Source organism: Polyangium sp. 15x6, from assembly GCF_029960785.1.
Taxonomy (GTDB): domain Bacteria; phylum Myxococcota_A; class Polyangia; order Polyangiales; family Polyangiaceae; genus Polyangium.
Genome location: NZ_JASBQE010000057.1, coordinates 26,958 through 48,444, shown reverse-complemented (window position 1 = coordinate 48,444; position 21,487 = coordinate 26,958). Strand labels below are relative to the sequence as shown.

General features: G+C 68.4%; 18 protein-coding genes. 7 read left to right on the top strand and 11 right to left on the bottom strand.

Annotated elements, in window-relative coordinates:
• Positions 1 to 61: 61 nt before the first annotated feature.
• Together QHF83_RS33240 and QHF83_RS33235 are read right to left on the bottom strand one after the other, a co-directional pair.
• On the bottom strand, positions 62 to 1,018 hold the full coding sequence (locus tag QHF83_RS33240; protein ID WP_282422028.1) for a hypothetical protein: 957 nt from the start codon (positions 1,016 to 1,018) through the stop codon (positions 62 to 64).
• Positions 1,015 to 2,484, bottom strand: coding sequence for a serine/threonine-protein kinase (locus tag QHF83_RS33235; RefSeq protein WP_282422027.1), 1,470 nt, complete (start codon positions 2,482 to 2,484; stop codon positions 1,015 to 1,017). Before QHF83_RS33235 ends, QHF83_RS33240 begins: the two co-directional genes overlap by 4 nt.
• 245 nt (positions 2,485 to 2,729) lie before the next feature.
• Between QHF83_RS33235 and QHF83_RS33230 the strand changes: the two genes are divergently transcribed.
• The 3 genes from QHF83_RS33230 (at position 2,730) to QHF83_RS33220 (ending at position 5,190) form a co-directional block, all read left to right on the top strand.
• Positions 2,730 to 3,494 (top strand): sugar phosphate nucleotidyltransferase, encoded by a 765-nt coding sequence (locus QHF83_RS33230; RefSeq protein ID WP_282422026.1) that lies wholly within the window; start codon positions 2,730 to 2,732, stop codon positions 3,492 to 3,494.
• Positions 3,491 to 4,486 (top strand): sugar kinase, encoded by a 996-nt coding sequence (locus tag QHF83_RS33225; RefSeq protein ID WP_282422025.1) that lies wholly within the window; start codon positions 3,491 to 3,493, stop codon positions 4,484 to 4,486. The genes QHF83_RS33230 and QHF83_RS33225 overlap by 4 nt, the downstream gene beginning before the upstream one ends.
• A 149-nt stretch (positions 4,487 to 4,635) precedes the next feature.
• Positions 4,636 to 5,190: a biopolymer transporter ExbD gene (locus QHF83_RS33220; RefSeq protein ID WP_282422024.1), complete on the top strand. Its 555-nt coding sequence runs from the start codon at positions 4,636 to 4,638 to the stop codon at positions 5,188 to 5,190.
• A gap of 163 nt (positions 5,191 to 5,353) precedes the next feature.
• Here QHF83_RS33220 and QHF83_RS33215 read toward each other — a convergent pair whose 3' ends face one another.
• Genes QHF83_RS33215 through QHF83_RS33200 form a run of 4 tightly spaced genes read right to left on the bottom strand, consistent with a single transcriptional unit; the run spans position 5,354 to position 10,988 of the window.
• Positions 5,354 to 6,943: a hypothetical protein gene (locus tag QHF83_RS33215; protein ID WP_282422023.1), complete on the bottom strand. Its 1,590-nt coding sequence runs from the start codon at positions 6,941 to 6,943 to the stop codon at positions 5,354 to 5,356.
• Positions 6,944 to 6,982: 39 nt separating this feature from the next.
• Positions 6,983 to 8,605: a hypothetical protein gene (locus QHF83_RS33210; protein ID WP_282422022.1), complete on the bottom strand. Its 1,623-nt coding sequence runs from the start codon at positions 8,603 to 8,605 to the stop codon at positions 6,983 to 6,985.
• The gene (locus tag QHF83_RS33205; protein ID WP_282422021.1) at positions 8,605 to 9,618 is read right to left on the bottom strand and encodes a hypothetical protein; all 1,014 of its coding nucleotides are present in this window, start codon (positions 9,616 to 9,618) and stop codon (positions 8,605 to 8,607) included. Before QHF83_RS33205 ends, QHF83_RS33210 begins: the two co-directional genes overlap by 1 nt.
• On the bottom strand, positions 9,615 to 10,988 hold the full coding sequence (locus QHF83_RS33200) for a serine/threonine-protein kinase (protein ID WP_282422020.1): 1,374 nt from the start codon (positions 10,986 to 10,988) through the stop codon (positions 9,615 to 9,617). The genes QHF83_RS33205 and QHF83_RS33200 overlap by 4 nt, the downstream gene beginning before the upstream one ends.
• Before the next feature lie 209 nt (positions 10,989 to 11,197).
• On the opposite strand from QHF83_RS33200, the gene QHF83_RS33195 reads away from it, so the two are divergent.
• Genes QHF83_RS33195 through QHF83_RS33185 form a run of 3 tightly spaced genes read left to right on the top strand, consistent with a single transcriptional unit; the run spans position 11,198 to position 14,995 of the window.
• Complete coding sequence (locus QHF83_RS33195; RefSeq protein WP_282422019.1) at positions 11,198 to 11,839, top strand: peptidoglycan-binding protein; 642 nt, start codon at positions 11,198 to 11,200, stop codon at positions 11,837 to 11,839.
• Positions 11,840 to 11,861: 22 nt separating this feature from the next.
• Entirely contained in the window at positions 11,862 to 12,353 is a 492-nt protein-coding gene (locus QHF83_RS33190) for a hypothetical protein (protein ID WP_282422018.1), read from the top strand.
• Positions 12,350 to 14,995: a hypothetical protein gene (locus QHF83_RS33185; protein ID WP_282422017.1), complete on the top strand. Its 2,646-nt coding sequence runs from the start codon at positions 12,350 to 12,352 to the stop codon at positions 14,993 to 14,995. Before QHF83_RS33190 ends, QHF83_RS33185 begins: the two co-directional genes overlap by 4 nt.
• Here QHF83_RS33185 and QHF83_RS33180 read toward each other — a convergent pair.
• The 4 genes from QHF83_RS33180 to QHF83_RS33165 all read right to left on the bottom strand — a co-directional run bounded on the left by QHF83_RS33180 (position 14,992) and on the right by QHF83_RS33165 (position 19,204).
• A complete protein-coding gene (locus QHF83_RS33180) occupies positions 14,992 to 15,609 on the bottom strand; it encodes a cysteine hydrolase (protein WP_282422016.1) in 618 nt (205 codons plus the stop codon). The two genes, QHF83_RS33185 and QHF83_RS33180, sit on opposite strands and share 4 nt — an antisense overlap.
• 13 nt (positions 15,610 to 15,622) lie before the next feature.
• Positions 15,623 to 16,474, bottom strand: a complete 852-nt coding sequence (locus QHF83_RS33175; RefSeq protein ID WP_282422015.1) for an alpha/beta hydrolase — start codon at positions 16,472 to 16,474, stop codon at positions 15,623 to 15,625.
• Between the two features lie 67 nt (positions 16,475 to 16,541).
• Positions 16,542 to 17,186, bottom strand: a complete 645-nt coding sequence (locus QHF83_RS33170) for a response regulator (RefSeq protein WP_282422014.1) — start codon at positions 17,184 to 17,186, stop codon at positions 16,542 to 16,544.
• The gene (locus QHF83_RS33165) at positions 17,183 to 19,204 is read right to left on the bottom strand and encodes a PAS domain-containing protein (protein ID WP_282422013.1); all 2,022 of its coding nucleotides are present in this window, start codon (positions 19,202 to 19,204) and stop codon (positions 17,183 to 17,185) included. Before QHF83_RS33165 ends, QHF83_RS33170 begins: the two co-directional genes overlap by 4 nt.
• 161 nt (positions 19,205 to 19,365) lie before the next feature.
• Between QHF83_RS33165 and QHF83_RS33160 the strand changes: the two genes are divergently transcribed.
• On the top strand, positions 19,366 to 20,187 hold the full coding sequence (locus QHF83_RS33160) for an alpha/beta hydrolase (RefSeq protein WP_282422012.1): 822 nt from the start codon (positions 19,366 to 19,368) through the stop codon (positions 20,185 to 20,187).
• 334 nt (positions 20,188 to 20,521) lie between these two features.
• Here the strand turns inward: QHF83_RS33160 and QHF83_RS33155 are convergent, their stop codons facing one another.
• Entirely contained in the window at positions 20,522 to 20,971 is a 450-nt protein-coding gene (locus tag QHF83_RS33155; protein WP_282422053.1) for an STAS/SEC14 domain-containing protein, read from the bottom strand.
• Positions 20,972 to 21,487 lie beyond the last annotated feature (516 nt).

The window sequence follows — 21,487 nt, the reverse complement described above, 5'->3', positions numbered from 1 at the left end:
GTCCGGGTCCAGGGGCGGACAGCCCCTGGTCGGGCCCGGGGTGAAACCCCGGCGCTGCGCTTCAGAACGAGAGCTGAACGACCCCTGCCCCACCGCCCGGCCCGGGCGCGATAGCGAACCGCACGTCCCCGGCCGGCGCTGGGCGCCAAAGCGTTCCCGCCGCGAACAGCCCTGCCCCTGCAAGGCTCATCCCCACGATCGCCGCTGCGTTCGTCACGGGCGCCCCTGCTGCCTCCGGCTCGCCGGCCGTCCCGCTCGTCTCGAGCCACGTCGAGAGCCCTGCGATCGAGGCCATCGTGAGCCCGCCGAGACCCACCACGAGCGCCCCGAGCGAGAGAAACCGCCGATCCTCGAAGGTCATCGGCCGCGGCAGCGGATCGGGGTGCAGCACGATGAGCTGCCGCGTGACCTCGTCCACGAGCGGAGGCACCTCCACGTCGACCAGCGTCCCCGCCTCCGCCACCGTGATCTCGCGCCGGAACGACCGCTTCCCCGGCGCGGTCGCTTCGAGCACGTGTGTCCCCGTCGTGACGACGATGCCCGCGTTCCACAGGGACCGATCGATCGCGCGCTCATCCCAGGTGATGGCGAGCTCCGGATCGCGCAGGACCTCCTCGGGCACGCTCAGGTTCACCACCGCGACCCGCGGGCTCAGCGCGGACAGGCGCGCCCGCGCGACCTCGACGCGCTCCTCGGCGTGACGCTGCCGCGCCTGCGCGGCCACATCCTGGTACAGCATGAACGCCTCGCCGAGCCGCTCCGTGTGCTCGTAACACTCGGCCAGGCGGAACATCGTCCCCATCGCTGGATCGAGCCGCCGACTCTCCTCCAGCATCGGACAGGCCCGCGTGTATTTGCCCTCGTCCATCAGCTCGAGCGCGCGGCGGAACAAGGCCTCCGCCCGCTCCTCGGCGAGCGGCTCGCGTGTCCCCTCGGCCGCCGCGGGCCGCGCGAACGACGAGACCATCGAGACGACCGAGACCAGGAGGATCGAGCTCTTCCGAAGATAAGGTTTCATTTGCGTGAACGACCAAAAGGATCGGCCGCTCGCTTGAGCGGCTCTTTCTTGTAGGCTTGCGCGCTCCCGCTCCGGGGCGCTTCCGCCTCGTCCGTGCATCCGTCGAGACCGACGCTCGTCGGCGGCGCGGGCACCTTCGGGCTCTCGGACGGGACCGCGGGTGCGGCGAGCGCCTGGGCGACGGGCGCGAGGTTCATCGGGGCCGCCTGCGCCTCATCCACCGCGGCGCTCGCGGGGAGCGCACGCGCTGCGAGGATCCGGTCCTCCCGCGACGCCCAGATCCCCGTCCCGCCGCCCACCACGGCCGCGACGAGCAGCGCCGCGACCACCACGCGTGACCCGTGCTCCCGCGCCCGCGCCGAAACCGTCCACGTACCGCCCCACGCGGCCCCCGTCGGCTCGGACGTCGAGCTCGGCGGAGGCGGCTCCTGCACGGAGCGGAGCGTCGGCGCGCTCTTCATCGCGGCGCGGCAGTCGGGCGACGTCGGCACGTCGTCCGGCGCCGGATCCGTCGGGAGCGTCGCGGGCAGGACGGTCACGGCCGGCGACGAGGGCAAGGACACCCTCTGCTTGCGCAGGCTGCGCGGCGTCTCCTCCTCGGGCACGAACGGCGCGAGCGCCGCGGCGAGCTCGAGCGCCGAGGGAAAACGATCGTCGGGGTTTTTCCGCAGGCAGCGGCGCACCACCGCGTCGAGGGCCGGGGGCACGTCGGGCCGACGCACCGAGAGCGGCCGCGGCTCTCGCTCCAGGATCCCCTCGTACACGTCCGAAAGACTCCGCGCCGCGAAAGGCGCTTCTCCTGCGAGCAACCTGTACAGGATGGCGCCGAGGGCCCAGAGATCCGTCCGCGCGTCGACGTCCCGCGTCGAGCGCATCTGCTCCGGCGACATGTAGAGCGGCGAGCCGAGGATGTCGGTCGTCCGGGTCATCCCCGAGGGCGCGCGGGCGTCGCAGCGCTTCGAGATGCCGAAATCGAGCACCTTGACGCAGGGCGATCCGTCGGGTCTGTGGGTGAGGAAGAGGTTTGCCGGCTTCAGATCGCGGTGGATGATGCCGGCCGCGTGGGCCTCGACGAGCGCGGTCGCGGCGTGCATCACGTAGAGCACGGCTTCGGCCACGGGCAAACACTCGCGCTTCTTGCCGAGCTGCTGCAGATCGCAGCCTTCGAGGTACTCGAGCAAGATGTACGGGATGCCCCTCGGCGTCCTGCCTGCGTCGAAGACACGCGCCACGTGCTCGCTACGTAACTTCGCGGCCGCCCGTGCTTCCCGGAAGAAGCGCGCGAGCGCTTGCCGGTTCCCGATCTCGGCCGGGTGCATCAGCTTCACGGCGTAGAGCGCGTCGAGCTGGGTATGCCTCGCCGCGACCACGATCCCCATGCCGCCGACGCCGAGGACGCGCTCGACCCGGTACTTTCCAAAGAGCACGTCTCCCACCGATACACGCGCGAACGACGGCTCGTTCATCGCACACGTCCCCCCTCTCGACCCTCGGGGGCTTTGCTCGGAAAGCCGAACCGCGCTCCCGTCCCCCGGAGCTCTCTCGCCCATGCGCTCTCGTTCGATGCCCGACCCTCCCGGTTTGCCGCGCCGCGTATCGACCCCCGAAGCGAAAAATCTACGGGACTGTGGCCTGGACGGGGTTTCACCGCTCCGGGCGTGCCGCGTGTTTTTTCCTCGGCGGCCAAACCCGACTAAGCTCCGCCCGCGCCGTGCCGAACGTCCCTTCGAACGCTCCCCTCGCGCCGCCCGCGCGCCGGCAAGCCGTGGTCCTCTGCGGAGGCCTCGCCACGCGCATGTACCCGCGCACGCTCGAGATGCCGAAGTTCCTCCTCCCGATCGCGGGCCGTCCGTTCGGGCATCACCTGCTCGCGCGGCTCGCCGAGGCAGGCTACGAGGAGGTCGTGCTCTGCATCGGACACCTCGGCGACGCGATCCGCGCGGCCATCGGGGACGGCGCGGCCTTCGGGCTGCGCGTCGCCTACGCCGACGAGGGCGAGACCCGACTCGGCACGGCGGGCGCGCTCCGGCGCGCGCTTTCGCATCTCGGCGAGGCGTTCCTCGTGACGTACGGCGACTCGTACCTGCCCTTCGACTACGCCGCGCCGCTCGCGGATCTCGAAGCGCACCCCGAGGCGCGCGGCACGATGTCCGTCTACCGCAACGAAGATCGCTGGGACGATTCGAACTGCGAGATCGTGGGCGGCCGCGTCCTCCGCTACCAGAAACGCAAGCCCGGCGAGGCGCGTGATCCTGCCCTGGATCACATCGACTACGGCGCGATCGCGCTCCGCCGCGAGGTCATCGCGGCGCTGCCCGAGGGCCCGAGCGACCTCGCCCCCGTGCTCTCGCGGCTCGCCGCGTCGGGCGCGCTCCGGGCGCTCGCCGTGACGCAGAGGTTTTACGAAATCGGATCCGAATCCGGTTATCAGGAGCTCGAAGCGCATCTCGGCGCCCGGGCGGAGGTCTCCACGTGATCATTTCTCGCGCGCCCGTGCGCTTCTCGCTCGGCGGCGGCGGCACCGATCTCCCGGCGTATTCGACGCGCTTCGGGGGATACCTCGTCTCCGCGGCCATCGACAAATACATCTACGTCACGGCGAACAAGCGGTTCCACCGCGACATCCGCCTCGCGTATTCGAAGACCGAGATCGTCTCCAGCGTCGATCGCGTCGAGCACCCGATCTTCCGCGAGGCCTTGCGGATGACGGGCATCGACCATTCGATCGAGCTCACGAGCGTGGCCGATCTCCCGGCGAACTCGGGCCTCGGCTCGTCGAGCGCGTTCACGGTCGCGCTCCTGAACGCGCTCCACACGTACAAGCGCGAGTTCGTCTCCTCGGAAAAACTCGCCGAGGAGGCGTGCACCCTGGAGATCGAGCGGCTCGGCGAGCCCATCGGCAAGCAGGACCAGTACATCTCGGCCTTCGGCAACGTCACGGCCTTCCGCTTCAACCCCGACGGCACCGTGCACGTCGAGCCCGTGCCCGTCCGGGACGAGGTGCTCGACGAGCTCGAATCGAACCTCGTCATCATCTGGTCCGGCATCGAGCGCCCGGCGCGCATCGTCCTCAGCGAACAGGGGCAGAGGCTCCGCGAGCTCGAGCCGCCCGTGATCGAGTCGATGCACCGCATCAAGGAGATGGGCCACGAGACCTACCGGATCCTCACGAGCGGCGACATCGATCAGTACGGCGAGCTCCTCCACGTGCACTGGTCGCACAAGCGCAAGCTCGCCTCGAAGATGACGGACTCGGTCATCGACGAGCATTACGAGGCGGCGCGGAACGCCGGCGCGATCGGCGGCAAGCTCATGGGCGCGGGCGGCGGCGGCTTCTTCATGTTCTACGTCCGCCCCCAGGATCGGCGCCGCGTGCTCGAGACCATGATCGCCCGGGGCCTGCGCCCGCTGCGTTTCCGCTTCGACATGGATGGCGCCCGCATCATGGCCAACATGCATCGATCCTGACCGAGCGGAAAATCGTAGCCGTACCGGAAACATCTCCCGGCCCGCCGATGTCGAAAAAAACGCGGAACCTGGCGGCGAGGTCGGTGTCTTCTCGCCGTTCCCCGAGCGCGACCGGACTTCGCGCACGACGGAGGAGAAGGAGATTCACCATGGGCGGCGTCGACGTTGGCAGCGAGGGCGGCAAGAAGAAGGCGACGAATGCGGAGATCAACATGGTCCCGTTCATCGACCTCTTGATGTGCACGATCGCGTTCCTGCTCATCACGGCCGTCTGGGTGACGAACTCCCGCATCAATGCGGACGCGCAGGTCCCCGGGCCTCCGAGCCCGGACCCGCTCACCATCACTCCGCCGGAAAAAGTGCTGAACGTGCACATCGGCGAGAGTGATTTCGCGCTCGTGTGGAAGCAGGGCGCGACCGTCGTGAGCGAGATCCGCATTCCGAAGACCTCGCAGCAGGCCGGCGAGCTCGTGCAATACCCCGACCTCGAGAAGAAGCTCGCGGCGGAATGGCAGGCGAACGCGAATCACCGCGATCCGAGCGACAAGAAGCTCGATCAGGCGATCTTGCACACGGACAACCGCACGCCGTTCCGGGAGATCGTCGCGGTGCTCGACGCGCTCTACGCGACGAAGCGCACGGTGAAGCTCGAAGGCGGCGACAAGGAATTGCCCGTCTTCAACATGACGTTCGCCGCGCGCTGACGGCGAGGAAAACCGGGGCGCCTCGATTCTTCAGAAATCGAGGGCCCCGAGGACCACGGCACGAGCCGCCCTGCCGACCCTCCACCACCTCCGTTGACCAGGGCGGAGGCTACCACGAGAGCTGGAACGACCTCCAGGCGTGTAGCGAGGCAAACGGCCGCGATCAGGGCGTGATCTTGGCGATCACGATATCGAGCCCCGTCTGCGCGGTCTGTTCTTCGAACAGGAACGCCGGTGTCCAGCCCGCGCCCATGTAAATTCCCGACTGGCCGACGGCCAGCCGGAGCCAGCGCTCCTGCGGCGCTTCACCCCCGCCGAGGTTCTGGAACCATTGCAGTTGCCCGGCGTCGTCGAACCGGGCCAGGAACGCGCCCTGGAGCGGGTCCTCGACGTCGGGTCCGGGGTTCTTGGGATCGAAGTCGATATCCCTCGCGTAGGTGCCCGATATCAGCGCCCCGCCGATGCCGTTCGGCACGACGTTGATCCCCTCGGAATCCCCCGTGGCGGTAGAGTCGGCGCTGGTGATGGCCGTGCTCCAATGGGTGGTCTGGCCATCCAGGATCGACACGACGAACGGGCTCTTCTTGTCGGCGACGATCGTACCTCTGCCGAAATCGACGGCTCCGGTCATGGATCCCGTCACGAGCACGGATTCACCCACGGTCGCCGCGATCCCGCGCGGGTTCGCCGCATCGCTGCCTCCGCCGTGGCTCCGGACCCACGCGACGTTCCCGTCCTCGGATCCCAGCTTCATCACGAACATCGACGGGGCTCCTCCCATGTTGGTCGGGGGCGGCGGGTTTTTCTCCGTCCCGTCGAGCTCGTTCTTGTACGTACCCGTGATGAAGATGTCCCCGCTGCCGTTCACGGCCATGGCTTTCGGCTCGTGCACGCCGCCGGAGAAGTGCTTGACCCATTGGCACGTCCCCCCCGAATCGAAGGCGATGAGGAACATGTGGGATTCGCCCGCGGGGACGAGCGTCGAGCCGGCCGCGCACGGCACGCTGTTTTCGCCCGGCATCATCTCCCCCGAGCCGAGAAAGCCGAGCGCGAAGACCTTCGTTTCATGGGTCGCGACCGCCACGACGCCGTCGGTCCCGATGCCCCCGAGGGTCCGCGTCCATGAGGCCGTCGCGAGGTCCGACGAATACGCACGGACGAACGCGTTCAGCCCATGACCATCCTTGCTGTACCAGCCTCCGACGATCACCTGTTTCCCTGCGCCATGGGCGACGTCGAATCCAATCCGGGGGAACGCGTCGAGCTTCGTGCCCTGCGCGTCCACTTCATGGAGGCCCTTCACGTTCACGCCCCCGAGGATGGGGTCGAACGCGGCCACGTACGCGTCGTCATCCCCGGGTCCGCTCTCGCTCGTGACGCTCACGCCGCCGATCATCAATGTGCTGCGGTAGCGCCCGGTGACATAGATGCGCTCGTCGCCGGTATCCAATCCGACGGCGATCCCACGGACATCCTGATCGGACGCCGCCTCGATGCGCTTGCTTTCGAAGGAAGGACAAGCAACGGCGCAAGGCGACGCCTCCGGGTCCATGGTATGGCACCATTCGACGCGGCAGGTCCCTCCCCCTTGCCCGCCTTCGCCTCCGGCTCCCCCTGCGCCGCCGAGCCCCCCCGCGCCGCCCGTGCTGGCGTTCGCCGCAGGATCGTCGTAGGCGTCGAGGTGGTACAGGACGATGCAGCCGCTGAGCGCCGAGAGGAAAAAACCACCGAGGATCGCGAGAACCTTTTGCATGAAACCTCCCTGGAGCCTGCGTCGGTCGGCGGCCGTGCGTCAGGGCGAGGGCAGAAGCTTGGCGACGATGACGTCGCCGTTCGTGGTGTTGGGCAGCTCGTCGAGCTTCAATGGCTGCGTCGGCGTCGAGAAATCGAGGGTCTTGCGCCACGCGCCCGCGAGGACCACGCCTCCCTGGGGGTGCTTCGCCATGGCGATGTTTGCCGTGAAAAACGACTCGCCCCCGCCGGGGAAATGATCGAACGAGATCACGCCGTGAGGGTCGTTGCGATCGACCCGGGCGAGGAACGGCGCGCCCATCCCGGACTCCTCAATGACCATCCCGCCGGCCTTCCCCTGGGGATACAGAATGGACCCGCCGAAGACCCCGGACACGAAGAGATGCGTGTCGGCGATGACCACGCCGGTCGCGCGCGCGCCTTCGACGGCGTTGTCGCCGCCCGGGAAGACGACGGACCATTCGGGCTCCAGGTTCGACGCTCCGGGAAACGCGGCGACGAAGGCCGCGCTCTTGGGGGCCGACATGGACGCGATGTCGGTTTGGCCCACGAGCCCTCCCGCGACGTACACCGTGCCGTCGTCGCTCACCTCGACAGCCTGCGCCTCCACGCGCGCGCCATTCTTCATCCCGGCGAACTTGAAAGACTGGCCTAGCTCGCCGGTCTCGTTGACCTGGATCAGGAACATCGCTTCGTCCTCCGCGCCGGTGACGAGCGAGGGTCCGCCGAGGCCGAGGTTGCCCTTGAATCCCCCGGTGAACCAGACGCCTTGTGTGCTGGCCTTGCGCGCGGAGATCGCGGCGGGCCGGACGGCCATCCCGGGGTAGATCCGGACCCATTCGCAGCCGCCGAACCCGTTCAGCTTCATCACGAACATCCCGTCGGCAGGCGTGGTCGGATTGCCGCTGCAATCGATCGGCGGTTTGGCCCCCGGGGCGGTCATCTTTCCGAGCACGTAGGCATTTTGCCCGTCCGTGCTCACCGCGACGGCGTCGTCGTCGCCCGCGCCGCCGAACATGTGCGCGATGATCGTATCGTTTCCGAGGCCCGCCCGGTCGTACCGCATGACGACCGCGTCGAGATCCATGGCCGCGTTGGGGAGGACGTACCCGGCCACGAAGATCGAGCTCGCGCTGATAGCAATGCCATGCGCCTCGCGCGGCGAGTTGCTGTTGACCTTGTCGGACACGTTGTCGACCCAGGTCGAATTCCCCTCGGCGTCGAGCAGGCCGATGAATCCCTCTTGCCCCGACGCGAACCCGGTCAGGGAATGCATACCGAACAGGAAACCGGATTTTTTGTAGGATCCGACCACCGCGATGGTGCCGTCGTCAGCCACGGCCACGGCCCGCGCGCCCTGGTCGTCTTCGGCATTTCCGAATCGCTTGGCCCATTGCGGCGTGAGACACGCGCTCGACATGCAGGGCATGTCGCAGCGCTCGACGGAATCGACGCCGCAGCCCCCGCCGCCGGTGCCGCCCGACCCGCCGGACCCGCCCGGGCCCGCCATCGTCGTCGCGCCCGCCCCGGCCGCCCCGCTCCCGTCGGCGCCACCCCCGGCCGCCCCACCCGCGCCGTCGTAATCGTCGCTGTGGTAAATGAGAATGCAGCCGCCGAGCGTCACGAGGCTCCAAGCGGCCGCAAAGACAAGAGATATTCGCATCAGAACCTCCCGGACAAACCCATTCCTCCCCCGCCCGGAACCACCATGGGCACGGGCACGATGGCCGCCTTCCCCACCTCCCCCTCCGACGACGACGGCGCCGTCAAGACGAGCACGAGCCCCGCCCCCACCCCGGCGAGCCCCACGCCCCAGAGCACCGTGTTCGGCACGAGGAGCGACTTGTACGTTTTGATGTCGTCCTGATTGTTCGGGCACCCCACTGCCTTGCAATCGTCGAGGGTGCTCGCCTTCGCCATGATGACGGCCCCCGTCAGCCCCGCCGCCACGAGCCCGGCCACGCCCACGCCGCCCACGATGAACCCCGCCGTGCGCCGGAAGCTCGAAGGCGGCGGTGGCGTCCCGCCCCCCGTCGACGTCGCCGACGCCGTCGGGACCCCGTTCGCCGACGACGATGCCGCCGGCCCCGGCGCGGCCGGCGTCGCGACGAACTCCGTGCGCTCCTTCTCGGCCAGCGTGAGCTCGTGCTTGCGGTCCGGGCGCCCCTCGGAGCGCACCACGATCGTGTGGCTCCCGGGCTCCACGTAGAGCGGCGCCGAGAGCGTCGTGGGCGAGAGTTCCGTACCGTCGAGCACGACGGCCGACACCGGCTGCCCCGGCGGCACCACGATGCGCAGCCGCGGCACGCGCGGCGAGAGCTCGCCGATGCGCTCCTTCGCCACCTTCGCGCGCGGATCCTTGGCGTCGATCAGCGCGAGCCCGCGCTCCCAGTGCTCGAGCGCCCCGGCGATCTTGCCCTCGCCCTCGTCGCATTGCGCCACGTTGAAGAGCGTGTTCGCCACGGCGAAGAGCCCCATGCTCTCGCGCATCTTCGCGCAGCCCGTGGCCTTGTCGCCGGCCTCGATCGCCTTGCGCCCCTCGACGAAGAGCTTCTGCGCGCGCGCCTTGTCGTCCTTCTCGTCCGCGTACGCGGCGCCGCCGATCACGAGCGCCAGCGCGAGCGGCGCGGCGACGAAACACGCGCCCCGGAAGAGGCTCCGCACGGGTGTGGTCATTTTCCCCATTCGCCGAAGTCCGCCCCGCTCTTGACGCTCGGCCCCTTCTTCGTCGCGCTGGCCGTTGCCGGAGGGACGGGCGGCGGCGGGGCGCCCGCGTCCTCGTTCACCACGCGCGCCGGACCGACCGGCAAAACCGAAGGAGGCGTGCTCGGCGCCGCCGCCTCCACGCGCGCGCTGCCCGCGGTCGCGGTCGCCGTCGCAGACGAGGCCGGCAGAGGCGTCGGCTCCTCCGCGGATCCACGCCCGAAGACCACGAGCGCGAGCACGCCGCCGAGCACGAGCGTGCCGATCGCGCCGCCGATCATCAGCCCCCGCGCCGGCGTCGCGTACGTCGGCGTCAGCATCGGCGCCGAGGGATCGCGCCTCAGCGTGACCATGTGGCTGTCGACCGCGCCGGGGCTCGTCGTGCCGGGCGAGGCGACGGGCGCGAGGTTCTGCGGCTCGCCGTGCTTGTCGAGCCACGCGAGCGCCTTGCGCACTGCGGCTTGCATGCTGCGCGCGTCCTGGTACCGCGCGTTCATGTCGAAGGCGAGCGCCTTGTCGACGACCTCGGCCGCCTCCGCGGGCAAACCTGGCAGAATCACGCGGATCGGCTGGGGCGGCTGCGTCATCGCCTTGAGCAGGAGCTGGTTCAGCGTCGGCGCGTCGTGCACGTGGCGGCCCGTCATCAGCGTGAACAGCGACGCGCCCACGGCCCACAGATCCGAGCGCGCGTCGACGCGGTTCCACTCGCCGAGGGCCTGCTCGGGCGGCATGAACGCGGGTGTGCCCATCGCGTTGCCCGTCTTCGTCATCTTCGCGGAAGACTGCACCTCGCGCATGCGGGCGATCCCGAAGTCGAGCACCTTGAGCGCGCCGTCCTTCGTGAGGAACATGTTCTCGGGCTTCAGATCGCGGTGCACGATCCCCTTGTCGTGCGCGGCGGCGAGCGTGTCGAGCAGCTGATCGGCGAGGCGGAACGACTCGGTGATCCCGAGGCGAGCCGTGGGCCTTTGCGCGGCGAGCGCCTCGACGGTCTTGCCTTCGAGCAGCTCCATCACGACGAAGACCGAGCCGTCTTCGGCCACGTCGTCGTCGAGCACGCTCACGGCGCCGGGGTGGCCCACGTTGTTCGCGACGTACCCTTCGCGGAGGAAGCGCGCGCGCGCCTCGGGGTCCACCGAGAGCTCGAGATGCAGCATCTTGATGGCGCCGCGCTTGCCGTTCCGATGCGTGCCCTCGTAGACCGTGGCCATGCCGCCGATCCCGAGCACACGATCGATGCGCCACTTGGATCGCAGCACCGTGCCGATGCGCGCCTGCGCACGACGCGTGACAGCGTCGTCAAGCTCGGTCGGCGCGTCGTGCAACACCGGCAAGGTCTGCATGCCCTCCACATCCCTTACAATGTTTCCCTGGAGTTGTACAAGCAGTGCGACGGACCGTTCGCACCGGGGGCTTCCTGACACATTCGTTCCGACGCTCCTGACACGAGGACTCGTCCACGCGGGGCGGATCACATCCCCGATCGTTTACGACGAAGACGGGGGCATGATACCGTCGAGAGACTCGCCCCCGTCTCGCGAGCGGAAAAACCATGCCGATCCACGTCGTTCAGCAAGGCGAGTGCTTTACCAAGATCGCCGAGCGATACGGCTTCGGTGATTATCGGGTCCTCTACGATCACCCCGACAACGCCGAGCTGAAGAAGAAACGCGCGAACCCGAACGTGCTCGAGCCCGGCGATCGCATCGTGATCCCCGACAAGGAGCTCAAGGTCGAGGAGGGCCTCGCGACCGGCAAGCTCCATCGATTCCGCCTGCGCCGGCCGAAAAAAGAGCTCCGCTTGAAGCTCGAAGGCCACGACGGGAACCCCCTCGCGGGCGAGGCGTACGTGCTCGAGGTCGGGGGCGAGAAACACGAGGGCAAGACCGACGGCGGCGGGAAACTCGAACAGAAGGTCCCCGTCTCCGAGACGACGGGAAAACTCACGATCGCGGGGCGCGTGATTCACCTCCGGCTCGGGCACCTGAACCCGCTCGACGCCAAGGACGGCGGCGTCTCCGGGGCGCAAGGGCGGCTCGTGAACCTCGGATACAATCCGGGTCCGGCGGACGGGGTGCTCGGGAAACGCACGCGCACGGCGCTCGCGCTCTTCCAGCACGACGAGAAGCTCGAGGTCACGGGCGATCTCGACGACGCGACGAAAAAGAAGCTCGAGGAGAAACACGGCTCCTGACGGAACCAAAAAGGCACGCACGATGGAGCGAACCCACGACGTCGCATTCGGAAACCCGCGGGGTAAGGATTTCAACACGATCGTCCTCTCCGGCGTGGATCTCACGGTCCCGCTGGAGATGGACCTCGACGACGATCCGCTCCAGGACGACGAGGTCCGCCTCCGGAGCGAGGACGGCCATTACGAAAAAATCCTCCTCGCGAGCGACGCGGACGCGAAGCCCGACCCCGAGAGGCGGCTCGTGCTCTACACGTTCCGCCTGGTGCCGCCGGGCGCGTATCGCATTTCCGTGCGGATCGGGGCCGAGAAATGGCTCGACGTCGTGACGGGGCTCGTGGTGTCGAAGGAGGGCGCGTTCCTCGGCGACAAGAAGCTCGGGACCGAACCCGAGAGCGTGGCCGAGGAGAAGGCCGAGGCGCCCGCCGAGGATCCGCCCGAGGAGGCGCCGGAGGAGGAGGAGCTCGGCGAGTTCGTGGACGTGAACGACGGCTTTTTCGAAGAGGGTGAGCGATGAGCGGCGACGGCGGAACCCCGGGCGGCGGCGCGTCGAGCGCCGTGACCACGTATTGCGTCCCGACGCTGAAGATCACGAAGGTCGCGTGCACCGCCGGCCACGTGCTGCCGAACCTCTTCGTCCTGTTCCGAAAAACCCCACCGAAACCCGCGGATCCCACGATTGGCAGCAAGATCGCCGCGCTGTGGACGAGCGAGGAGACGCCCGCGGGGCCCGTGCCGCCGTACGTGCTCGGTATGACGGACGCGACCGGATATCTCGGCCCGCCCATCGATCATTCCTCGCCCACGTGCTTCGATCAGGTCCCCGACGCGTACAAGCTCCAGCAGGGGCAATCCTACGACGTGTATTTGATCCAGCACCCGAGCCTCGATCTCGCGTCGCGGATCGAAGCGGAGATCAACGCGGGATCGAAGGCCTTCGGAGAGCCGAGGGCGCTCACGGTGCGCGCGGATGCGCCGACGCTCGAGGTGCCCGAGGAATCGAAGGGCCTCCTGCCGGCCGGCGCGGATCTCTATGAAGGCTGGGTGCTCTTCCGGGACATGCCCTTCGCGGCGTGCGAGCCGGTGAAAAAGCAGGTGCAGCGATTGCAAGCGCACCTCGGCGCGCTCCGGTACATGGTGGGCACGTCGAACTTCCCTTACCTGCCGGACGCGGGCACGGACGCCGACAAATCCGGCGGCGTGAACGACGGGATCTTCGACGTCCGCACGATGAACGCGGTCTATCGGTATCAAGAGGACGCGCGGTCGCGGGCATTCCAGGTGAATGGCGGCGGCGCTTCGGGCCCGCACGCGGCGTACGTCGATTACGGGGCGAACTTCGCGCCGAAGGTCGATCGCGGCGCGCTCTCGGCGATGCAGGCGGAGCTCAAGGCGCTGAAGAAGCAGAAGGGGCTGACCGACGATCAGAAGAAGCAAAAGATCACGCTCGACGGGAAGATCAAGGCCGAGCAGGCCGACGTGAAGACCGCGACGAACATCGCGAATGCATGGGCCTACCTCGACGGCAGCGAGATCGCGGCGCCGACGGACAAACCGGACGCGGCCGACGGCGTGGTGACGGCGGCGACGGGCAAGGCGCTGAAGACGTGGCTCGAGCAGGGCCTGCGCAAGCCGGGGGCGATCCTGGTCTCGATGATCGATCCGCGCGGCTGGCTGAACTGGATGCGGCCCGAGGCGGCGCAATCGCTGCACGGCTGGAGCGAGCTCGTGAAGGCGCTCGGGTTCGAGCACGGGATCTGCGTGAACCACACGTTCCGCAGCGCGCAGGTCGACATCGGCAAGGCCGGATATGGGCGGAGCGCGCGGTCCATTCACAAGACGGGCCTCGCCATGGATCTCGGCATCGCGAGCGGCTTCGTGGACACGGTCTCGGGCTGGCCGGTGGCGTACACGCGTGAGGTCGCGGATGGCCGTGTGAAATGGCGGCTCCACGGCTCGGCCAAGCAATCGCTCCCCGGCGCGGCGGACGCGGCGGCGCACGCGGCGCCCATCGTGGAGCGGCTCGTGGCGCTGCGGGACGAGCAATCGAAGACGCCCATCGCGGCGGCAATGCTCCTCCCAGCGCTCGAAAAACTCCTCGCGGAGATCCAGGCGAATCCCGCGGGCTTCTTCGCGAAGTATTACCGGGCCTCGATCGAGCGGTGGATGTACGACGCCTGGCACCCGGAAGGCGGGATCAAGGGCGCCACGATGACCGCGTCCGAGTTCTTCGCCGAGCACGAGCCCGCGAAGGCGGCAGAGGCGGGCGATCATGGCGCGTACCTCGACATCACGGCCGTCGGCGAGCTTTTGAACCTCGGCCGCATCAGCTCGTTCAAATCGGGCTGGGGACAAACCACGAAGACGGTGAAGGCAGCCGAGCTCGTCACGCTCGCCGACGCGCTCGACAAGGCGAAGACGAGCAAGACGGACGACGACGTCGTGAGGGTCTCGCGCGGGAAATCGACGAAGCTCGCGTCGACGGTGCCCGCGCTGGACGCCGACTTCATGCGCCGATGGGCCGGGACGCTGAAGGACGCGAAAAAGGAGATCGCCAAGAGCGTCAAGACGAACACGCCGCAGCTCACGGTGACGCTCTCCTGGTCGGCGGCGAAGATCGAGGACGCGAAGAAAGTCGCGGCGAAGCTACGCGAATACGCGGACAAGCCGTTTTACGGGATCGTCTCCGACGAGTCGCAGCCGCCGGTGCAATCGGGCGAGGCGTGGGCGAAATACATCGAGGAGCGGCCGCAAGCGCTGGAGCAAGAGGCGCCCGCGAATCAGAACGTCAAGCAAAACACCGGCGCGACGGTGCCTTCGGCCAAGCCGAAGACCAGTAGCTTCACGGTGACGCTGAACCCGATCTTCGAGATCGGGTATGCGACGCCGGCGGATCCGGCGGGCGTGTCGGCGAGCGTGCTGATCATGCCCGGCGACGCGATCACCGTGCCCGCGCCGGGGCAGCCGATCGGGATGGAGTGGTGGCATTTCCAGCGGTCGGATCTGCTCACGGACGAGAAGAGCCGAAAGCTCTGGGGGAGCTTCCTCCTCGAGGTCGGCTGGACGCGGGAGTGCCTGCTGGAGAATGCCGGGCCGGCCCTGTATCACCGGGCCGGCGTGGGATATCCGGAGTCGGAGCTGTCCGAGAAGGCGTACTAAAGCGAGGCCAAGAGCTCCGACGTGGTGACGATCGCGTGTGCGAACGTCGGCGCATTGAGCACGTGGGCGGCGTGCATCATCTCGGGCCCGAAGGCGCCCGTCGCGTCTGTCACCAGCGTCACGTGATAGCCGAGCTCCATCGCGAATCGCGCCGTGGCTTCGACGCACGTATTTGCCACCATGCCGATGAGGATGACCCGCGAAACGCCGTGCTGCTTGAGCTGCTGATCGAGGTCGGTGTTCGCGAATCCGTTTTGCGCCCAGTGCTCCTTGATGACGACGTCACCTTCCTTCGGCGCGAAATCCGGGTGCCACTCCCCTCCCCACGAGCCCTTCTGGAAGACCTGCAGCTTGGCGGACGCGAGCTGGTACGGGGTCGGATGCTTCCAGGTCGCGAAGTCCGTGGGCTCGGCCTTGTGGTGGGGCACGACGAACATGCGAATGCCGGCGCTCCGCGCGGCCGCGACGATCTGGCGCAGGTGTTCGAGGACGTTGTTCGCCTCGATCGTCTCCTTCAGACGCGGCCAGAGCTTCCCTCCTTCGCTGAGGAAGTCGTTGTACGGGTCGATGAACAGAATGCCGGTCGCGTCGGCCGGGTAAACCTTCGTGGTCATGGCTCCCGCTCCGTCACGACGTGCTGCGCACGAAGGTCGCGATGTGCTCGGCCGTGGCTTCGGGGTACTCGTGGTGCGGCCCGTGGCCGGCGCGCGGGTAGGTCAGGAGCTGGACCGTCGGCAGCTCCTGGTTCAGCGCGTACCAGTTCTCGACCGGGAAGATGATGTCGTGATCCCCGCCGACGTGCAGGATCGGCAAGGTCGTGGCCTTCAAGGCCTGAAGGATGGGATCCGCGGGGAAAAGCGGGCTCTTCGGCTTGTCGCCGAGAACGGACGCCGCCCAGTCGGCGGGGACCGGGACGCTGCGATTCTCGGTGCGCTGCGCGATTCGATCCGCCGAGCGCCGCGCGGCCTCCCGGCTCGCCTGGGACCGCGGCTCGAAGAACAGGATGATCTCGTCCTCGAAGCTGTTCACGGGCTTCCCCGCCGTGTCGTAGAAGAGCTGCTCCGCGGGCTTGACGTTCGGGCCGGGCGGCGAGGTGCCGATCAGGACGGCGTGGCTCAGGAGGTGGGGATACAGCGCCACCACCACCTGGGCGGCGAGCCCGCCGAGCGACCAGCCGCTGATCACCACGCTCTTCAAATCGAGCGCCTCGATCAGATCCCGCGCGTCCTGGGCGAGCGCGACGGGCGAATAATTCTTCTCGCCGGTCGAGAGCCCGAGGCCGCTGTAATCGAACGTGATCACCCGGAAGCCGCGCGCCGCGAGGGCATCGAGGAAGGCCGGATCCCAGACGTCCATGTTGCCGCGGAAGCGCGTGCACAGCACGATCGGCTTGCCCGTCCCGAGGGAGCGGTAAGCGATCCGCCGGCCATTGGACTCGACGAACAGATTGGGCGTGGTGATGGCAGTGGTCGCAGTCATGGAGGAAGCGTGTATCGCAACCGGACCGCCTCCGAATACCCGACCAAAGTCGGGTGTCGATGTAAGCCTACCCGCGCCGCGAGGACGGCGAGCGCCGCGTGTCCTCCGAGAGCTGCGCGGCGAATCGCACGAGCTCGGCGACCGACGAGGCCTGCATCTTCTGCATGACCTGCGCTCGCTGCTCCTTCACCGTCGTCTCGCGCGTCCCGAAATCCGCGGCGATCTGCTTGTTCAAGCGCCCTGCCACGACGCCCGCCATCACCTCGCGCTCGCGCGCCGAGAGGCTCTCGTACCGGCGCCTGAGCCCGGCGAGCCGCTCCGCCTCTTCCCGCGCGACCAGATCCTGCGCGAGCGCCTCGCGGATGGCGCGGATGAGCTCCTCGGCGCGGAACGGCTTCGTCAGGAACTCGATCGCGCCGGCCTTCATCGCGCGGACGGACATCGGGATGTCGCCGTGCCCGGTGATGAACACGATCGACCGTGGGACCTCGGCCTCGAGCAGCCGCTGCTGCAATTCGAGCCCGCCGAGCTCCGGCAGCCGCACGTCGAGCACGAGGCAGCCGGGGGTGTCGTCCCGCCGCGCGTCGAGGAACGCCTCCGCGGTCGGGAAGGCCTCGACCGTGAGCCCGATCGAGCCGAGCAGCCGGCCGATCCCGTCGCGCACGGACTCGTCGTCGTCGACGATGAAGACCACGGGAGCTCTCGAGCTCATGACGCCGCCCCGAGCGCGAACGCGAAGGTCGTGCCGAATGTCTCGTTCGGGCGTGCCCACAGCTTGCCGCCGTGCCGCTCGAGGATCGAGCGGCTGATGGATAGGCCCATGCCGAGTCCGTTCTCCTTGGTCGTGTAGAACGCGTCGAAGAGGCGCGCCATGTCGATCGCGGGGTCGAGCCCGGCGCCGGCGTCCTCGACTGCGACGTGCACGAAGGCCCCGCTCGCGCGCCGCTCGACGAAGGTGCGAATCACGACGCGGCGCCGCTCCAGCGGCATGTCCTTCGAGGCCTCGGCCGCGTTGAGCATCAGGTTCAGGACCACCTGCTGCAGTTGCACCGGATCCCCCGACACCTGCGGCAGATCGGGCGATAGGACCTGCTTCACGACGAGCCCGTGGCGCGCGAGCTCGGGCGCGACGAGCGGGACGACCTTGCGGACGACGTCGTTGAGGCAGCACGGGCGATGGCGGGGCGGCGATCGTGACAGGAGCGAGCGGATCCGCAGGAGCACCTGGCCGGCGCGCTCGCCGTCGCCGATGATCGCGGTGAGCGACTCGCGCACCCGCGCGAGGTTGGGCGGATCGGCGGCGAGCCAGTTCATCGCGGCGTTCGCGTCGGCGATGATCGCCGCGAGCGGCTGGTTGACCTCGTGGGCGATCGACGCCGCGAGCTCGCCGAGGGTCGTGACGCGCGAGACGTGCGTGAGGGCCGCCTGCGCGCGTTGCAGCTCGTCGGCCGCCTGCCGGCTCGCCGTGATGTCCGTCGCGGCGCCGACGATCTCGGGTTGCCCCGCGGCGTTGACGCGGGATCGGCCGACGACGCGGACGAGCTTGACGGTTCCATCCTCCATCACGAGGCGGTGCTCGTAATCGAAGTTGGCGCCCTCGCGCAGCGCTTGCCGCACGACGTCCGCGATGCGCTCGCGGTCGTCGTCGTGGATGCGGCTCAAGATCTGCTCGAGCGTGGGCCTGGATTTGCTCGGAAAGCCGACGATCTCGCAGATGCCGTCGGACATGGCGAATTCGCGGCGCCGGAGGTCGACGCTGAAGGTCCCGGTGCGGCTCAAGCGCTCCGCCTCGGCGCGGTAGGCCTCGCTGCGCCGCAGCGCGTCTTCCGACTGGCTGCGCTCGATCGCGATGCTCGTGACGCGGCAGCATCGCTCGAGCAGCTCGAGGTCGGGCTTCGACGGCGTTCGTGGCTCCGTGGCGTAGATGCCGAACGCGCCGAGCACCCGGCCGTCGGACGAGAGCATCGGCAGCGACCAGCAGGCGCGCAGGCCGTGGGCCAGCGCGTTCGCGCGAAAGAGAGCGCCGAGCGGATCCGTCTCGATGTCGGCGATGACCACGAGCTCGCGCCGCCACACCGCCGTGCCGCACGAGAACGCCTCGGGGCCGATCGGGGCGCCGTCGATGACCTCGGTGTAGCTCCGCGGCAGGGTGAGCGCCGCGGCGTGCCGCAACGTGCGCCCATTCTCGTCGAGCAGGAGGATCGAGGCACGGAGGCCACCCGAACCACGCTCCACGAGGTGCACGACGCCTTCGAGGATGGCGGAGGTCGGCTCGCCGCGGGTGACCATCTCGAGGAGGTGTTGCTCGCCTCTGGCCTGGGCCTGGGCCTGCTTTTGATCGTCGATGTCGGTGTTGAGGCCCCACCACGCCACGACGTCGCCGTGGTCGTCGAGCACGGGCCCGGCCTGGATCTGGAACCAGCGATAGACCCCGTCGGCGCGTCGGAGACGCGCCTCCATGCGCCCCTCCTTGCCGGAGGCGCGGAACGCGGCCCACGTCTCGATGACCCTCGCGCGATCGTCGAGGTGGAACAGGTCCGTCTCCGTCCACGCCCACCCGAGGAGCGCCGCGTCGGCCTTGCCGGTGTACTCACCCCACCGGCGGCTCAAGAGCTCGAGCGATCCGTCCTGACGGGCGCCCCAGACGAGGCCAGGCAGCTCGTCGAGGATGCCGCGTAGCTCGCCTCCAGCCTGCAAGCGGGCTTCTTTCGCTGGCACAACGGGGCGCATGTCGAACCCCTACCTTACCCGTTTTTCCTACGGAGCTGTACGAGATCGTCCGAACGAAGGGGCATGACACCCGCCTTTGGTCGGGTTTCTTCCGCCGAGGATTCCGTCCATACCCGCGCCCCTGAGCGCGTGATGAACGCGAGAACCAAGGGACGGTCGAGATGAAAAAAGAAGAGACGTTCGAGGGCACAGGTGGGCTGAAGATTTTCACGCGCTCGTGGCGCCCGGGGACGCCGCGCGGCGTGCTGGTGCTGGTCCACGGCTTCAAGGCCCATGGCGGTCTGTACGAGTGGGCGGCGGAGCAGTTCGTCGAGCATGGATTCGCGGTGTACGCGCTCGATCACCGCGGGCACGGGCGCTCGGAGGGCGAGCGGCTCTACGTCGACAAGTTCAGCGACTACGTGGCCGACGTGCACACGCTCGTGCGTCTGGCGAAATCGCGCGAGCCGGGGCTCCCGGTGTTCCTGCTGGGTCACAGCGCCGGTGGGGTGATTTCGAGCATCTACGCGCTGGAGCACGGCGAGGAGCTCGCAGGATTCATCTGCGAGAGCTTCGCACACGAGGTGCCAGCGCCAGATTTCGCGCTGGCCATCCTCAAGGGTCTCAGCCACATCGTGCCGCACGCCCACGTCCTGAAGCTGGAGGACGAAAATTTTTCGCGCGACACGAGCTTCGTGGAGCAAATGAAGAACGATCCGCTCATCGAGCGCGCAGGCTACCCGACGCAGACCGTGGCCGAAATGGTGCGCGCAGACGAGCGGCTGAAGCGCGAATTCCCGCAGATCACGCTGCCCGTGCTGATCATGCACGGCACCGAGGACCGCGTGACCTTGCCCCACGGCAGCCAGCTCTTCCACGAGAAAGCCGGCTCGAAGGACAAAACCCTCAAGCTCTACGAGGGCCATTTCCACGATCTCCTGGCCGACTTCGGCAAGGAAGACGTACTGCGCGACATCGTCGCGTGGATGACGGCGCGAATGTAGCGCGCGTCTCGCTTGGGGACGCCGCGCCGGGGCGCCGCCCCGGACCCCGCGGGGGCTGTCCGCCCCTCGACCCGGACCAGGGCAAGCCCTGGACCTTTGGTGGAAGAACTGCGCTCCGCGCAGTTCTTCCAACGGGCCCGTTGGAAGACCAGGGACAGCGTTGCCGGTCGAAATGGCAGCGCGGCTGTCTCGATTGGCAGGGGTCGTTCCTCGGCCTGTTCGATGAACTGCGCATCGCGCAGTTCATCGACCCCGGGTCCAGCGCTTGCGCTGGTCCGGGTCCAGGGGCGGATAGCCCCTGGTGGGGCCTGGGGCGACGCCCCAGCGCGGCGGCCTACGGGGTGATCGCGACGTCGGCGCCGGGCCTTCGGAACGGGTCTAGAAAGGCGCGCGCTTCGGCTTCTGTTTCGACGAATGCCACGGGGCGGATTCCGTGGGGCTCCAGGGCGCGTACGGCGCGCATGATGAGGGTTGACACGACGCGCGCCGTGAACGAGGCGCCGATGATGGCCGAGCCACCGAGGCTTGCGCGTACGGCTGCGAATTCGTGCGCTGCGGTCGCGCGCCGCGCATCTGTCGTGACGGTGCCCATCGCCGTGACGTCTGCCATCCAGAAGACGCTGCCCCCGGAGCGCTTGGCGAGTGCTCGGAGGGCGGCGATCTGCGTGCGCATGTCGTCGCCCAGCACGTCTCCTCGAATGCGGACGAAGTACAGGTCGGGGTGCTCGATCCTGTGCAGGTGCGTGCCAAAGGCCTCCCATCGCTCGCTCGGTGGAACACGCATCGTTTCCAGGGACACGCGACTACGATACGCGAAGACCGTGGGTGAGCGTCAAAAATCGGACAGGTGGGCGGAGGTGGGCGGGTCGCTGGACCTTCCTCGCCTCGCTGGAATCGAGCTCGAAACGTTCCCCTCGACCTTCTCCCGAGGCTAGGAGGCAGCTTGGAACGTTCCCTCCGGTCTCCTCCCCAAGCTCGGAAGCTCCCTGGAACGTTCCCCCCGGTCTCCTCCCCAAGCTCGGAAGCTCCCTGGAACGTTCCCCCCGGGCTTGTAGCCTGGCTCGGAAGCTCCCCGGAACGTTCCCCCCGGTCTCCTCCCCAAGCTCGGAAGCTCCCCGGAACGTTCCCTCCGGGCTTGTAGCTAGGCTCGGAAGCTCCCCGGAACGTTCCCCCCGGGCTTGTAGCTAGGCTCGGAAGCTCCCCGGAACGTTCCCCCCGGGCTCCTAGCCTGGCTTGGCGGCAACCAGGAACGTTCCCTCCTCGCGGTAGCTTTGCTAGGGCTCTCCTCGGCCACGACCTA